Source organism: Salinibacillus aidingensis, assembly GCF_055393355.1.
On sequence record NZ_AP043759.1, the window covers coordinates 2,722,937 to 2,737,064 of the forward strand.

At 44.1% G+C, this 14,128-nt stretch carries 12 protein-coding genes and 1 pseudogene; 3 read left to right on the top strand and 10 right to left on the bottom strand.

All coding sequences use genetic code 11. The annotated features are described in order from the left end of the window. Positions 1-170 precede the first annotated feature (170 nt). The 3 genes from ACZ5OK_RS14355 to ACZ5OK_RS14365 all read right to left on the bottom strand — a co-directional run bounded on the left by ACZ5OK_RS14355 (position 171) and on the right by ACZ5OK_RS14365 (position 4,349). Complete coding sequence (locus ACZ5OK_RS14355; RefSeq protein WP_343837895.1) at positions 171-503, bottom strand: DUF779 domain-containing protein; 333 nt, start codon at positions 501-503, stop codon at positions 171-173. Positions 504-599: 96 nt separating this feature from the next. Further along, positions 600-2,120, bottom strand: coding sequence for an aldehyde dehydrogenase (adh, locus tag ACZ5OK_RS14360; protein WP_343837898.1), 1,521 nt, complete (start codon positions 2,118-2,120; stop codon positions 600-602). Positions 2,121-2,630: 510 nt separating this feature from the next. Next, positions 2,631-4,349: a phospho-sugar mutase gene (locus ACZ5OK_RS14365; RefSeq protein WP_343837900.1), complete on the bottom strand. Its 1,719-nt coding sequence runs from the start codon at positions 4,347-4,349 to the stop codon at positions 2,631-2,633. A gap of 195 nt (positions 4,350-4,544) precedes the next feature. Here ACZ5OK_RS14365 and ACZ5OK_RS14370 point away from each other — a divergent pair, with 195 nt between their 5' ends. From ACZ5OK_RS14370 to ACZ5OK_RS14380, 3 genes are all read left to right on the top strand, one after another. Next, positions 4,545-5,924 (top strand): Glu/Leu/Phe/Val family dehydrogenase, encoded by a 1,380-nt coding sequence (locus ACZ5OK_RS14370; RefSeq protein ID WP_343837903.1) that lies wholly within the window; start codon positions 4,545-4,547, stop codon positions 5,922-5,924. A 309-nt stretch (positions 5,925-6,233) separates the two neighbouring features. Beyond that, entirely contained in the window at positions 6,234-6,404 is a 171-nt protein-coding gene (locus ACZ5OK_RS14375; protein WP_343837905.1) for a hypothetical protein, read from the top strand. A gap of 1 nt (position 6,405) precedes the next feature. Continuing rightward, on the top strand, positions 6,406-6,717 hold the full coding sequence (locus tag ACZ5OK_RS14380) for a type II toxin-antitoxin system PemK/MazF family toxin (protein WP_343837907.1): 312 nt from the start codon (positions 6,406-6,408) through the stop codon (positions 6,715-6,717). A 151-nt stretch (positions 6,718-6,868) separates the two neighbouring features. Here ACZ5OK_RS14380 and lhgO read toward each other — a convergent pair whose 3' ends face one another. The 7 genes and pseudogenes from lhgO to ACZ5OK_RS14415 all read right to left on the bottom strand — a co-directional run bounded on the left by lhgO (position 6,869) and on the right by ACZ5OK_RS14415 (position 13,790). Beyond that, a complete protein-coding gene (gene lhgO, locus ACZ5OK_RS14385; protein WP_343837909.1) occupies positions 6,869-8,068 on the bottom strand; it encodes an L-2-hydroxyglutarate oxidase in 1,200 nt (399 codons plus the stop codon). Between the two features lie 137 nt (positions 8,069-8,205). Continuing rightward, positions 8,206-8,844 carry an RraA family protein gene (locus tag ACZ5OK_RS14390; RefSeq protein WP_343837911.1) on the bottom strand — a complete coding sequence of 213 codons (639 nt, stop codon included), beginning with the start codon at positions 8,842-8,844 and terminating at the stop codon, positions 8,206-8,208. Between the two features lie 412 nt (positions 8,845-9,256). Further along, positions 9,257-9,772, bottom strand: a pseudogene (locus ACZ5OK_RS14395) (peptidoglycan recognition protein family protein); the annotation flags it as partial. A 77-nt stretch (positions 9,773-9,849) separates the two neighbouring features. Continuing rightward, positions 9,850-10,170, bottom strand: coding sequence for an acylphosphatase (locus tag ACZ5OK_RS14400; RefSeq protein WP_343838997.1), 321 nt, complete (start codon positions 10,168-10,170; stop codon positions 9,850-9,852). Positions 10,171-10,212: 42 nt separating this feature from the next. Then, positions 10,213-11,502, bottom strand: coding sequence for a (Fe-S)-binding protein (locus tag ACZ5OK_RS14405; protein WP_343837914.1), 1,290 nt, complete (start codon positions 11,500-11,502; stop codon positions 10,213-10,215). After that, positions 11,492-12,904, bottom strand: a complete 1,413-nt coding sequence (locus ACZ5OK_RS14410; protein WP_343837916.1) for an FAD-binding oxidoreductase — start codon at positions 12,902-12,904, stop codon at positions 11,492-11,494. Before ACZ5OK_RS14410 ends, ACZ5OK_RS14405 begins: the two co-directional genes overlap by 11 nt. A gap of 100 nt (positions 12,905-13,004) precedes the next feature. Beyond that, entirely contained in the window at positions 13,005-13,790 is a 786-nt protein-coding gene (locus tag ACZ5OK_RS14415; protein ID WP_343837917.1) for an SDR family oxidoreductase, read from the bottom strand. Between the last annotated feature and the right edge of the window lie 338 nt (positions 13,791-14,128).

Consider the following 14,128-nt stretch of genomic DNA (forward strand, 5'->3'; position numbering starts at 1 on the left):
ATTGTTTTTATTTTACAAACTATTATAAATTTCCTGGTTTAATAGTCTTAGTAGAAGGTTAAGTGAATGCGCGTAGGATTTAGTAGTGGTGGGATGTGTGCGGGATCCTTAAAGTTATTCTGAAATATAATAAAGGAGGACAAAAAAATACACCTGCAAATTCAGGTGTACTAGAGAACCTTTGATCTTGTTAAAAATCGTTTGCCTTCAGGGCCCTCCAGAGAGAACATTCCCCCACGTCCATCAACCACGTCAATAATCAACTGGGTGTGCTTCCAGTACTCATATTGATCTTTGGAGATGTAAAAAGGGGTATCTCCAATCGTCCCTATTTTTACATCTGAATTCCCTGTTCGAAACTCATCCCGGGGATAGCACATCGGCGAACTTCCATCACAGCAGCCACCGGATTGATGAAACATCAGCGGCCCGTGCTGCTCTTTTAAGCTCTCAATCAGTTCAAGCGCGGCATCCGTGGCCACTACTCTTTCCTTCTCCGTCATTTTTCACATCCTTTCTTAAAGGATTTTATGGTAGCTGAGTTTTCAGGATAGGGGGAGCCACAGTCGACTCCCCCTGTTAAAGACACACAAGGTTAATTAAAATAATCCTTGAGCGTCCTTGCTATAGCTTACGAGCAGGTTCTTTGTTTGTTGATAGTGTGAGAGCATCATTTGGTGATTTTCACGCCCAATTCCGGACTTTTTATAACCGCCAAATGCTGCATGGGCAGGATAAGCATGGTAGCAGTTCGTCCAGACACGTCCGGCTTCAATTCCTCGTCCAAAACGGTAAGCCTTGTGGAAATCTCTTGTCCATACACCTGCACCAAGGCCATAAAGGGTGTCATTGGCAATATCAAGGGCTTCTTCATCATCTTTAAAGGTAGTTACGGATAGAACCGGTCCGAAAATCTCCTCCTGGAAGATGCGCATCTTATTGTTTCCTTTAAAAATGGTTGGCTTGACATAGAATCCTTTTTCAAGGCCTCCGTCCAGGTAGTTCCGTTCACCGCCAACAAGCACCTCTGCTCCCTCCTGCTTGCCAATATCCAGGTAGGAGGTGATTTTTTCCATTTGCTCTGTTGAAGCCTGGGCGCCCATCATTGTTTCTGTATCCAGTGGATGACCGATTTTAATTTCGTTCACCCGTTTTAATGCTTTTTCCATGAACTTATCGTAAATGGATTCGTGGATCAACGCACGGGATGGGCACGTACATACCTCCCCCTGATTCAGGGCAAACATAACCATACCTTCAATCGCTTTATCCAAGAAGGCATCGTCTTTATCCATCACATCGTCAAAGAAAATATTTGGTGACTTGCCTCCCAGCTCGAGGGTAACCGGGATAATATTCTCTGAAGCATACTGCATAATTAACCGGCCAGTAGTGGTTTCTCCGGTGAAGGCGATTTTTGCAATTCGATCATGTGAGGCTAATGGTTTACCAGCTTCCACACCAAAACCATTGACGACATTTACCACACCAGCTGGCAGCAGATCCTGAATCAGCTCTAAGAACACATGGATAGAGGCAGGGGTTTGCTCAGCAGGCTTCATGACTACACAGTTTCCGGCGGCAAGGGCAGGAGCCAGCTTCCACGTTGCCATCAAAAGCGGGAAGTTCCACGGAATAATCTGCCCTACCACACCGAGTGGCTCATGGAAATGATAGGCGACAGTATCATCATCAATCTGGCTAATGCCTCCCTCCTGGGCACGGATGGCACCTGCAAAATAGCGGTAATGATCCACGGCCAGTGGAAGATCAGCAGCCAATGTTTCTCGTACAGCCTTTCCGTTATCCCATGTTTCAGCTACCGCCAGCGTTTCCAGGTTCTCTTCCATGCGATCAGCAATTTTGTTGAGGATGTTGGCTCTTTCTGTTGGTGAGGTTTTCATCCAGCTCGCTGCCGCTTCATGGGCAGCATCTACGGCCATATCAACATCCTCTGCTGTTGAACGGGCGATTTCACAAAAAACTTCCCCAGTTACCGGCGATACATTTTCGAAATACTTCCCCTTTACCGGAGCCTTCCACTCACCCCCGATAAAATTGTCATAACGCTCCCGAAACTCAACGACTGCACCAGGATGATTCGGCGCTTCATACTTCATTAAAAATTCCTCCCTTTCCTGAAATCAGTTATAGATGTAATAACTTGGACAAAAGATGATCTATATTACATATATTAGAAAAGGGATGGAATTATTCGTAAAATCGTATGGTGCCTGTCACGCCCCGGATTTTGTCGAATAGCCTTATGGTGATGGTGCCTGTCACGCCCCGAATTGTGTCGAATAATATTTAAATGGCTGGGCAATGGGGTGTATAAAGGACAGAGCAATCCGGAAAAATTGAGGTAATGGCCTTCATAAAATCATTGAAGAACATCATAAGGCTTAAGTAAAGTGGAAGTGGCCTTAATCACATTGATGAAGGCCACTTCCATACAAAAACAAAAGAAATATGGTCTTCACTCCTGGAAAAACGACTGCATTGTGCTTTAATATCGGAACCAAAAATGCCTGGATCATTTGAAATCCAGGCATTCTTCATGGAATATTCTCAAGTCGACATTTATCGACAATATCCGGGTGGTGCCAGGCACCTACTCCAGCTGGCACCTACTCCACCCTCTTCAGCACCGCATCTTTCACTTGCTCAAGCCGCTGTTCACTTTCTTCTCGTGTTGCGCCTCTCACTCCAAAGTAAAACTTAATTTTAGGCTCGGTTCCTGATGGACGCAGACAGCACCAGCAGTCATCTTCCAGTAAAAACTTCACAACGTTGGATTTTGGTAAATCAATCGTTTCCACACTACGATCCGCTAAGTACGTACGCTCTGATGTCGCATAATCTTCAACAGCTTGAACCTTTAAATCACCCGCTTTTTCAAGGGGATGTTCACGGAAATCAGCCATCATCTGTTCAATCTGCTCTGTTCCGGAAATTCCCTTAAGCGTAATGGAATGTAGGTCCTCTAAGTAGTAGCCATGACGCTGATAAATTTCATCAAGAGCATCAAAAAGGGTTTTCCCTTTAGATTTCCAGTAAGCGGCCAGTTCAGCAGCCATCATCGCAGCCTGAACGGCGTCTTTATCCCGGGCAAAGTCACTGATTAAATAGCCGTAGCTTTCTTCATAACCAAACAGGAACTGATGGGCTCCTGTCTTCTCAAATTCGAGGATTTTTTCTCCAATAAATTTAAAACCTGTCAGAGTATCCAGCGTATCCACTCCATAATAGGCGGCCACTGCTCGTCCCAATTCTGAAGTCACGATTGTTTTAATCATTATGCCATTGTCAGGTAATGGGGTTTTATTGGCTAAAATATAGTCGAGCATGAGACTGCCCAGCTGATTTCCTGTTAAAACGGTATATTCACCATCAGAGCCTCTCACTGCCACACCTAATCGGTCAGCATCCGGATCGGTTCCAATTAAAATATCCGCATTTTCCTTTTTCCCATACTCAATCGCGAGTGTAAAAGCCTGGTGCTCTTCAGGATTGGGTGAATCCACCGTTGAAAACTCAGGGTCCGGTTTGGCCTGCTCTTCCACAATGGTCACCTGATGAAAGCCCAGCTGATCCAGACCCTCTTTTACAAATTGATAGGCAGTGCCATGTAAAGGAGTAAACACAATCTTTAAGTCATCCGCCTGACTCTGAATAACATCAGGATTTAACGTAATGGATTTTAAATGACTCAGATAGGCTTCATCAACAGCATCATCCATCCATTGGAGCAATCCCTTTTCCTCTAATTCTGACTGTTCGACAATTTCGATGGCTAACTCATTATCTACGGCATTAACTTCCTCTACAATGCTCTCAGCCTGTGCGGGAGGTACCTGCCCTCCGTCTTCATTGTAAACCTTAAACCCATTATATTCCGGCGGGTTGTGACTTGCCGTAATGACGACTCCTGCAGCTGTCCCCAGATGACGAACAGAAAAGGAAAGCACAGGAGTAGGACGTAACGACGTAAACAAATACGTTTTAATTCCATGGGCACCCATGACCTTAGCAACTTCTAAGGAAAATTCAGGTGACTGATGACGGGAATCATGGGCCACCACAACCCCTTGCTTTTTCGCTTCTTCTCCTTGGTTTTCTATGTATTTAGCTAGTCCTTCAGCCGCTTTACGAATGGTATAGATATTCATTCGATTAATTCCTGGGCCAAGCTCCCCGCGCATCCCGCCTGTCCCAAATGTGAGCGGTTTATAAAATGCTTCTTCTAAACGGGTCTCATTTGAAGATAATTCATCCAGCTGCTGACGCAAATCAGGATCAAGTTCCTTAAATTCCTTCCACCGCTGATAATCATCCTTCCACGCCATTTAATCTCCTCCTGTTAACAACTCAAGTATATGATTAATATGATAATTATTTTTATTTTAGCATCTATTGTAGACCACCACCACCCCTGGATAGAACGCTATAATAACTGAAATTTTGCAACATTCGGAAGACATAACCCCCAATTCATGCTACCATTAAACGTAGCATTAAATCATACAAAAGGAGGATGTCTAATGGCCAGTCGTACAGAAGCCATCGTTCAGTATTCATTGGATGCCTTGCTTGAAGATGAAACCTTTTTGCCAAATCTGACGGGAGATGCACGTAAACAGGCCTTCACCTCCCTGGCATCGATACTCTCCACACCGAACCATATACATAAAGCCTTTTTACGCGTTGCTCTGGAAAATAAAAAAGTGGTGCGCATACCCGCCTTTCGCGTCCAGCATAATAACACCCTTGGACCGTATAAAGGCGGCATAAGATTTCATGAATCGGTCAATGAGGATGAGGTAACGAATCTGGCAGCACTTATGACCTTAAAAAATGCTCTCCACGAAGTTCCTTTTGGTGGCGGAAAAGGTGGAGTCATCATCAACCCGAGGGATTTTTCCGAAAAAGATCTTCATAAAATTGCGGTGAAATATGTTCATTACTTTAGTGACGCATTAGGAACTGATAAGGATATTCCTGCGCCTGATATGGGCACGGGCGAAAGAGAAATGGACTGGATGATGGCCGAATATAAAAGCATCAAACCAGGTGAACCCTACCGGGGAAGCTTTACCGGAAAAAGTGTTGTTAATGGAGGATCCTTAGGCCGGCGGGAGGCAACAGGGAAAGGTGTCTATTTTACCTTCCGTTATTTAATCCATGATTTTGTTAACCAGCAGCATCAGCTTTTAACGAACACAGATAACCGCTTTGCCAAAACAGCACTTGAGACTGCCAACCGTCCACTCAAAATGGCTGTACAGGGCTTTGGGAATGTAGGCTCTGTTGCCGCTTTGGAAGCCTATCAGTGTACCCATTTGCAGAACAAGGTGGTTGCAGTCAGTGACCGGAATGTAACCCTTTATAATTCAGAGGGGCTGAATATCCCGGGGCTGATTGATTTTACCAGACAGAATCAGGGCGATCTCCCTGCCACAGAAGAACAGCTTGAAAAATCCGGTGTAAAAGCAAGTATCCTGGGCCGGGAGGAAGTTCTGTATTTAGAGGTGGATGCGTTAATTCTGGCTGCCCTTGAAGACCAAATACGTGAAGACAATGTCCATCAAATCAAAGCTCCTGTGATCGTGGAAGGGGCAAATGCTCCCGTAACAAGTGCGGCGGACAAAGTGTTAAGTGATCAGGGCGTGATCATTGTCCCTGATATACTCGCTAACGCTGGTGGGGTCATTGTATCCTACCTCGAGTGGCTGCAGGGGCGCGAAACCCAGTTTTACACAGAAGAACAGGTCTTTAAAATGCTTCACGATAAAATGCAGCATACCCTTGATGCGATTTTGCCACAGTTTTTTAATGACCCGTTTCCGTTACGGGAAAATTGCTACATCCATGCGGTTATGAAACTGTCTACCATTGTGTATCGTCACGGGAAATTTTATTAACGTGCATATAGGCCGGGACATGAATATTTTCGCTAAAGATAAAATGAAACTTCGATCAGTGGGGATTTTCTCCATCCCCCACTGATCGTTAGTTGAACTTATCAGGAATTTACTGACCGTTTATCCCCCCACTTAGTCTTGTTGGGGTACACTCAATTCTTGAAGTGGGGGTATTACGGTCAGTTCATGCGTGATAACGAAACTACTGACCGAATTGAAGATAAGCTTAAAAAACAGATTTTATCGGAACATTTATGTCAGCGCGGGTATAAGTTATAATAAGAGTATAGATTAATGGAGGTGCATAATATGTCTACTCCCGATAAAATTATTAAGGAAATTGACATGTTGAGTGAGGCAGAAAGGCAAAAGGTACTCGATAAAATTAAAGAAAAATATATGTCCAGAGATGTTATATTACTAAGTGAAAATTATGCCTGGTGGGATAATGAGGAGGATGACATCTACAATGAGCAGTAGGATGAAACAGGGTGATGTTTGGTTAGCGGATGTCCTTTTTAAAGGAACTCGTCAGACTAAGCAGCGCCCTGTTATTATTGTCGGAAATGAATTGGCACTGGATGTAGATGTCATTATAGCTCCAGTAACCAGTCAACAGCCGGGAAATCAGTTTGATGTTGTTTTGGAATATTGGAACGAAGCTGGATTGTTAAAACCATCTATGGCACGTACTTCGAAAATTATTTCTGTGCATGGACCTGAATTAAAACGCCAGATAGGTGAATTACATAAGCATGATCTTGAACGTGTACTTCATATGTGCAGGAATTAGACTTTTTCATCTCCCAAAAACCCTTAACAATATAAATCAAATTTCTTTGACATTCCTGATACAACAAAAAAGCAGAGGCAACAATCCTCTGCTATCCATGGAAAATCGATGATGAAATCGGAAGGGTCATCGAAGGGTTATGCCTCTCTCCTTAAACAACAATCTCTCTTCCTGTCATTTGCCGTACGATTTCCCTGCCTATTTCCAGGGATGCGGTTGCTGCGGGTGATGGCGCATTGCATACGTGCAGACTCTGCTTGCCATGTATGATCTCAAAATCATCAACAAGCGTGCCATCTGATCTCAGTGCCTGCGCCCGAACGCCGGCACCTCCTGATACGACATCCTCCAACTTTATCTCAGGAATTAACCTCTGCAGCTCTTTAACAAATTTTTCTTTGGACAGAGAACGGGCCATTTCACTAAGTCCTTCCCGCATATATTTTCGGGCAAGCTTCCAAAATCCTTTGTAACGCATAAACTCCCCAAAATCCCTTCGATCAAAATCAGAAAAAGTATATCCTTCACGCTTAAAGCTTAGCACCGCATTAGGTCCTGCTTCAACCTCGCCATCGATCATTCTCGTAAAATGTACTCCCAGGAACGGAAAATCCGGATTAGGGACTGGATAAATCAGATGGTTGACCAGCTCCCGTTTTTCAGGCTTTAATTTATAATATTCACCTCGAAAAGGAACAATCCTGAGATCGATGTAGTAGCCCGCCAAGTAGGCAATTCGATCACTGTGCAGCCCGGCACAATTGATCAGAAAACGTCCGTTAAAGGTATTCTTGTCTGTTTCGACGGTAACCTGGTCTGATTGCTCAGTGATCGACTGGACCGTTTCCCCACAGCGAATCTCACCATCCTGCATTCTAATCAACTCAGCCATTTGATTTGATACCTGCTTATAATCAACAATACCAGCAGAAGGAACCTTAATGGCCTCAATCCCATTAACATGTGGCTCTCGTTCCTGCAGTTGCCGGCGATTCAGCCTTTCTATGTTTAATTGATTTTCCATTCCTCTCTGATAGAGCTTTTCCAGCTGGGCCTGCTCATCACGATTCGTTGCGACAATCACCTTTCCGCAAACCTCATAATTGATTCCATGCTTCCGGCAGAACTCCACCATTGACTGATTTCCGCTTTTCGCCAGACGCGCCTTCAAACTGCCCGGTTTATAATAGATTCCGGAATGGATGACCCCGCTGTTATGCCCGGTCTGGTGAGCCGCAAGTTCCTTTTCCTTTTCTAAAATGAGTACTTTTTTGGACGGATGCTGTCTGGTTATTGCCAGGCCCACGGACAAACCAACAATGCCCCCTCCAACAATTATAAAATCGTACATGGGTTGATCAGCTCCTTTGCCAGGTTGTTATTTAAGAGTTTGTGAGATTGTTGCTTTGAATGGTTCTTTATGATGGATATGGTCTGCCACAATGGTTTAATACATGGAAATTCATTTTGTACGAGGCCCATGCAAATCTATTTATTCAACTGCCCATCCAAATACTCAACCACAGCTGCACGATCTCCTAAAACCTTCGCCTCCCGCTCTTCATCTTTTTTCAGCTTATTCTGTGCCTTCTCATAAACCTTTTCAATCCGGTCCTGGGGAACACATACCACACCGTCCTCTTCAGCTACAATGAGGTCCCCTGGATGCACCACCACACCGTTGAAGGAAATGGGCTCATTGATGCTTCCGTGTCCATGCTTAAATCCTGCAGCAGGTGTCGATCCTGCACAAAATACCGGAAAGTCCAGGTCCCGTATCTCTTGTATATCGCGGACAGCACCATTAATAATCGCACCTGTGAATCCCATTGTCTGTGCAAGTCCCATGATAAAGTCCCCCGCTGCTGCACGGTCCACGTAGCCACCTGCATCCACAATGAGTATTTCCCCCTCTTGTGCTTCACGAATCGCTTTCAGGACCAGCTGATTGTCTCCTGGTGGGATTTGCACAGTCTTCGCATAACCCACAGCTTTTTGAGTCTCCTTTACTGGTTTAATGGTTGGCCACAAATGATTATACTTATCCAACCCATCTGAAACCGCCGTAACAGGCAGATCCTGAAATTTCTCCAGCCAATTCGTCATTTGATCTTCACCTCTGTACATGATTTGTCTATTGTCAAATATATTCGCCAGACTTTTCTGAAAACCTCCTTGTATGAAGACAGTTTTTCACCTTATTCCATAATAAAAAAGAGACGTGCTGCCACGCCCCTGATCACTTATATTTATAAACATCCACATATTTATCTGCAGCCGTTATATACCACCCGCTGATAAGCTGATACATCGCATATCCGTCTACAATCAGCTTTCGTTTTACTGTGAAAATATAGTTCTCCTCGACAATCGGCCCTGTTTTATCCTCCCAGTCCGGAGTTCCATAAGTATGAAGACCTTCTCTTCTAATTTCTCCAATATCCTTGATTCGAATTTGCTTCACATTCGTTGGAATTTCACGAACCTGTGGCTTTCGCCGGTGAATGTTACCGGAAGAAACTCCTTCTAACTCCTTCGTTACGTCCTTTATAAAATGTGCAAAAGTTATCCCATGTTTATTTAACGCTTGATGAGGATCTGTCCTGCGTCCAGGATCCAGCGTGGCATGAGCAATAATATCCTTCCGGGGATTCAGACCAAATTTCCGGCAGAGATACGTATGATACCATACATACCGTTTGTAGGCTTCTTTGAAATCAATATTTCCGCCATAGCAGAGCTCGACTCCGATGGCCGCATCATTGGCATCCACTCCAAATTGATGATTATCCTTGCTTACATTATAGCGGACATGCCAGGCCTTTTCTCTTAGCGGAATGATTTCCAGTATTTTACGGTCATCGATAAACGTATGGGCCGATGCATTTGGCTGGGTATACTGAAAATAGCGCCGGTTTCCTGCTGCTGTGGAACCTGGATTTCCCGTATCATGGGCAACAATAAAGTGCACCTTCTGAATCTCCTCTCCGCTTCTGGCCGGCCCCTTTTGTATGTAATTTCTCGTAATGGAAAACTTCTTTTGATGAAAGGACATAAAAATCCCCCCTTGATTATTTTCTACTTCTATAATCGCAGGGAGGAAAAAAATAGTGTCTATTTTGCAGAACGTCTTTATTCCATACGAAACCGCTTAAAGCCTTTTTCCGTTTCTGATCGGGTCACTTCCATATTCTCCACACGAATAAATGGACTCAAACCCTTTTTAACATCTTTCAAGTAATCTTCAACGCTGTCCTCAGGGCCCTCTATTTCCATTTCCACAGTGCCGTCTGGAAGATTACGGGCATAGCCGTTCAGTCCGTATTCACTTGCCTTCTGCCAGGCAGTCGCCCGGAAACCAACACCCTGGACTCTGCCGCTGACAATGACGTGTGCATGCATGTCTATCACCTCGGTTTTTACTAGAAGTATAGGATAGAACAGTTCGTACATCAAGACAGATCCACCTGTAAAACTTATGGCTCAAATCCTAATCTATTCATCTGAAATATTACACGCCTCAGCTAATAATTCGACTAAATGGACGACTTCCATCTGGTCGCCTGCATTCTCCCGTTCTATCCCCAGTTTCATTTGCAAATGACAGCCGGGATTTGTCGTAACGATGACTTCCGGTTTCACCATTGTTGCATGCTTCATTTTTTTATCCAGAATATCCATCGATTCATCATAATGAACAAGATTATAAATTCCTGCAGACCCGCAGCATAAATCCTTTTCGGGCATTTCTATATAGTGAATACCAGGAATTTGTTTCAACAACTGTAATGGTTCGTGAACCCGTTTTTGCACATTTGTCATATGGCAGGACGGCTGATAGGTGACAGCTTTGGGTATTTCTTTTTGCAAGGGCAGCTCGAGCTCATTCAAAAGCACACTAATTTCAACATTTTTCTCTGCAAATGCCCGTGCACGATCCTTCCAGTCCGGATCACCCGCAAATAAATGGTCATATTCAATCAGCATAGCACCACAGCCGCCAATACTGTTCACAATATAGTCGAAGTCATACTGCTCAAAGGCCTCGATGTTCCGCCTGGCCAGTTCCTTCGTCGTTTCGGTCTCCCCGCTATGGTGTTGAATCGCTCCACAGCAGGTTTGCTCATCAATCATCGTTACTTTACACCCGGCTGCCTGTAATAGTTTCATCGACAATGTATTAATGGAGGAAAACATCGTATCCATAATACAGCCCTTAAAAAATCCCACTTTGTACACGGGTTTGTTTGCCGCCGGATAGTCTTTTTGACGATTTCTTTTTTTCATCGGTCCTTCGACAGCCGGCAAAATATTTTCAAAGGCTGACAGATGCTCAGGAAATACGTTCATTAAACCTGATTTCTGAACGACCTTCTGTAAACCTGATTTCTGATACACGGCCAGCCCGGTGCCCATGGAATTCAGAACCCGTTCTTTCGGCATCGCTTTTTGATACATGAAATTTTGCAGCATTTTTACCCGATTGGGCATGGTTTTCTTTTTCTCCTGCTGTAAAACATGTTTGGCCGAATCCAGTATGTCTCCATACTGTACATTGGTTGGGCAGACCCGTTCACACGCACGGCAGCCCAGGCATAATTCAATCGGTTCTTCCAAATCGGACAAAGGAATTTTTCCTTCAGCGGCCATTTTCACTAAATGGATGCGTCCACGAGGGGAGTGGGTTTCTTTTCCCATAGTCAGATAAGTTGGACAGGCTGGTAAACAATAGCCGCACTGGACACAATCAAACGTCTTTTCGTAGGCTAATGATTCATGACTCATCCGTTAACACAAGCCTTTGCCCAGGATCGGGAAAAATTTTTCCGGGATTTAAGATATGGTTGGGATCCCAGCTATTCTTAATTCTTTTCATCATATCCACTCCCACTTCACCTAGTTCCATCTCTAAGAATGGGGATTTCATGGTCCCAATTCCGTGCTCCCCTGACAAGGTTCCACCAAGCTTAATGGCCGCTTCAAAAATTTCCTCTACCGCTGCTTCCACCCGCTTCATTTCCTCCTCGTCCCGTTTATCGGCAATAATATTCGGATGGAGATTGCCATCCCCCGCATGGCCAAATACAACTAAGTCCACTTGATGTTTTTCCTTTATTTCCTTTAATGTTTGAAATAAATCCAGTATTTTGCTTCTGGGAACGGTGGCATCCTCAGAAATCTTCGTCGGCTTAACCCGAACAATGGCCGGGGATACAAGCTTTCTTGCCTTCCATAATTCCCGGGCTTCATCATTTGTCTGAGCTACCTTTACTTCCCGGGCTCCTGCCTGCAGACAAATCTGTTTTATCTCTGTGATTTCCTGTTCAATCGCTGCCGGGTGTCCGTCTAATTCGATGAACAACAGAGCCTCCACATCGGTGGGTAAACCTAATGGCTGATAGTTCTCTACTGCCTGTATGGACGCCTGATCCATCATTTCCATTTTAGAAGGCAGGATACCACCACTCAAAACCTGGGAGATGGCCCGACCGGAATCAACAATATCATCAAATAGGGCCATTAGTGTCTCTGTTGCCGGCGGTTTAGGGGACAGGTGTAAAATGGCTTCGGTAATAATCCCGAGCGTTCCTTCCGATCCTACGATTAATTTGGTCAAATCGTATCCGGTTACATTTTTAATCGTCCTTCCTCCAGTTTGAATAACCTCACCTTCCGGGGTTACGACTTCCAGCCCAATCACATAGTCTTTGGTTACTCCATACTTTAACCCCCGGGGCCCACCGGAGTTCTCCGCCAGATTTCCGCCGATGGTTGCAACATGGGAGCTGCTGGGGTCAGGGGGATACATCAGACCTCTCTCCATTGCAGCCTCATTAATATCCGCTGTTAATACTCCCGGAGAAACGACCGCCACCATATCCTCTGCATCAATTTCCAGCTTTGAATCCCATTTTGACAAATCGAGTACGACCCCGCCCTTCACTGGTAAAGGACCTCCACTCAAACTCGTCCCCTGACCTCTGGGATAAATGGGAATATCATATTGATTGGCCAGCTTCATAATTGCCGCGACTTCATCTGTATGTTTCGGCTGCACTACTAGTTCCGGAACGTGCATGCCAAATGATGCATCAAAGGAATAGCTATACAAATCGGCTTGATCGGTTAAAACTCTTTGATCTTCCGGGATCAATTCACGGATGTATTCTATGAGTTTTTCATCCATAATCTAATGCGCCCCCTCTCCCGTTATTTTCTCTCCCAATTCCGAAGTTCTGATTTTTTTATAAAGAAAATGTAAATAGCCTAACCTTAGACGTCCTTACTTATAAAGCTTTTACTAAACCACCATCAACAACAAATGATTGCCCTGTTATATAGGTATTCGCTTCGGAGGACACCACCATTTTGGCAAATTCATCAGGTTGGCCATACCTGCCCATGGGAATGGAGGCTTCTGCCTGCTGACGTACTTCATCAGGGGATATCCCGAGCTTCTCTGCCCGAATTTCATCCAGACTCGCAACTCTATCCGTCCCAATCCGGCCCGGTCCCACCGTATTAATCAAAATTCCATCCTGTGCCAATTCCTGGGAAAGGCTTTTGGACAACCCTACTATGCCAGCCCGAAATGTATTGGACAATAATAGATTATCCAGGGTTTGCTTTATCGATGACGAGGCAACTTTAACAATTCTGCCTTCCTTATTTTTACGCATGGAGGGTAACACTTCACGAATCAGCCGAACAAAGCTTAATAAATTTAATTCGTAAGCGTTTTGCCAGTCCTCATCTGTAAATTGATCAATCCCGCCAGCAGGGGGTCCGCCGGCATTATTGATTAATACATCTACCGTGCCGTACGTCTCTGTTGTATAGTTTACGAGATTTTTAATGTCTTCAGGGTTGGTAATGTCACAAACTTGATCCATTACATTTTTATTTCCTGTATCCTCTATAATTTCAGCCGCCGTTTTTTGTAAAGCCTCTTTACTTCGACTTGAGATGACGACATTGGCACCTTCCTCAGCAAACTGTTTTGCTGTTGCTTTTCCAAGACCCTTGCTTGCTGCTGTGACAATGACGGTTTTTGTTTTTAGGTTTAAGTCCATGATTAGAACCTCCTATGGAAAAATGTAAGGTGATTGTTATTATTAGAGAACAAGAACTATCTACCTTCTCTTTTTCGATTTCAGATTATTTAACTATTCTACTAAATAAACTTCTATAACAGTTCTTAAAAATCCTTTGAGATTAAAAGCTTAACAGACAAAACTCCACGATGTAATAACACCGTGAAGTTTTAGTTTCTAAATATAAGTGATTCGATACCAATCCACATAAAATTACCAATAAATTATGGCGGTTTTAAAAATTTACGTGACCGCAATCTCTGGATAATCCTTATAAGTGTTTAAGCCCGTTCCTAACGCAGTTCCATCCTGGTTCA

Excerpts from the sequence above, each read along its gene's own strand:
- ACZ5OK_RS14355 (WP_343837895.1), bottom strand. The coding sequence starts at position 503 with ATGACGGAGAAGGAAAGAGTAGTGGCCACGGATGCCGCGCTTGAACTG.
- adh (WP_343837898.1), bottom strand. The coding sequence starts at position 2,120 with ATGAAGTATGAAGCGCCGAATCATCCTGGTGCAGTCGTTGAGTTTCGG.
- ACZ5OK_RS14365 (WP_343837900.1), bottom strand. The coding sequence starts at position 4,349 with ATGGCGTGGAAGGATGATTATCAGCGGTGGAAGGAATTTAAGGAACTT.
- ACZ5OK_RS14370 (WP_343837903.1), top strand. The coding sequence starts at position 4,545 with ATGGCCAGTCGTACAGAAGCCATCGTTCAGTATTCATTGGATGCCTTG.
- ACZ5OK_RS14375 (WP_343837905.1), top strand. The coding sequence starts at position 6,234 with ATGTCTACTCCCGATAAAATTATTAAGGAAATTGACATGTTGAGTGAG.
- ACZ5OK_RS14380 (WP_343837907.1), top strand. The coding sequence starts at position 6,406 with ATGAAACAGGGTGATGTTTGGTTAGCGGATGTCCTTTTTAAAGGAACT.
- lhgO (WP_343837909.1), bottom strand. The coding sequence starts at position 8,068 with ATGTACGATTTTATAATTGTTGGAGGGGGCATTGTTGGTTTGTCCGTG.
- ACZ5OK_RS14390 (WP_343837911.1), bottom strand. The coding sequence starts at position 8,844 with ATGTACAGAGGTGAAGATCAAATGACGAATTGGCTGGAGAAATTTCAG.
- ACZ5OK_RS14400 (WP_343838997.1), bottom strand. The coding sequence starts at position 10,170 with ATGTACGAACTGTTCTATCCTATACTTCTAGTAAAAACCGAGGTGATA.
- ACZ5OK_RS14405 (WP_343837914.1), bottom strand. The coding sequence starts at position 11,502 with ATGAGTCATGAATCATTAGCCTACGAAAAGACGTTTGATTGTGTCCAG.
- ACZ5OK_RS14410 (WP_343837916.1), bottom strand. The coding sequence starts at position 12,904 with ATGGATGAAAAACTCATAGAATACATCCGTGAATTGATCCCGGAAGAT.
- ACZ5OK_RS14415 (WP_343837917.1), bottom strand. The coding sequence starts at position 13,790 with ATGGACTTAAACCTAAAAACAAAAACCGTCATTGTCACAGCAGCAAGC.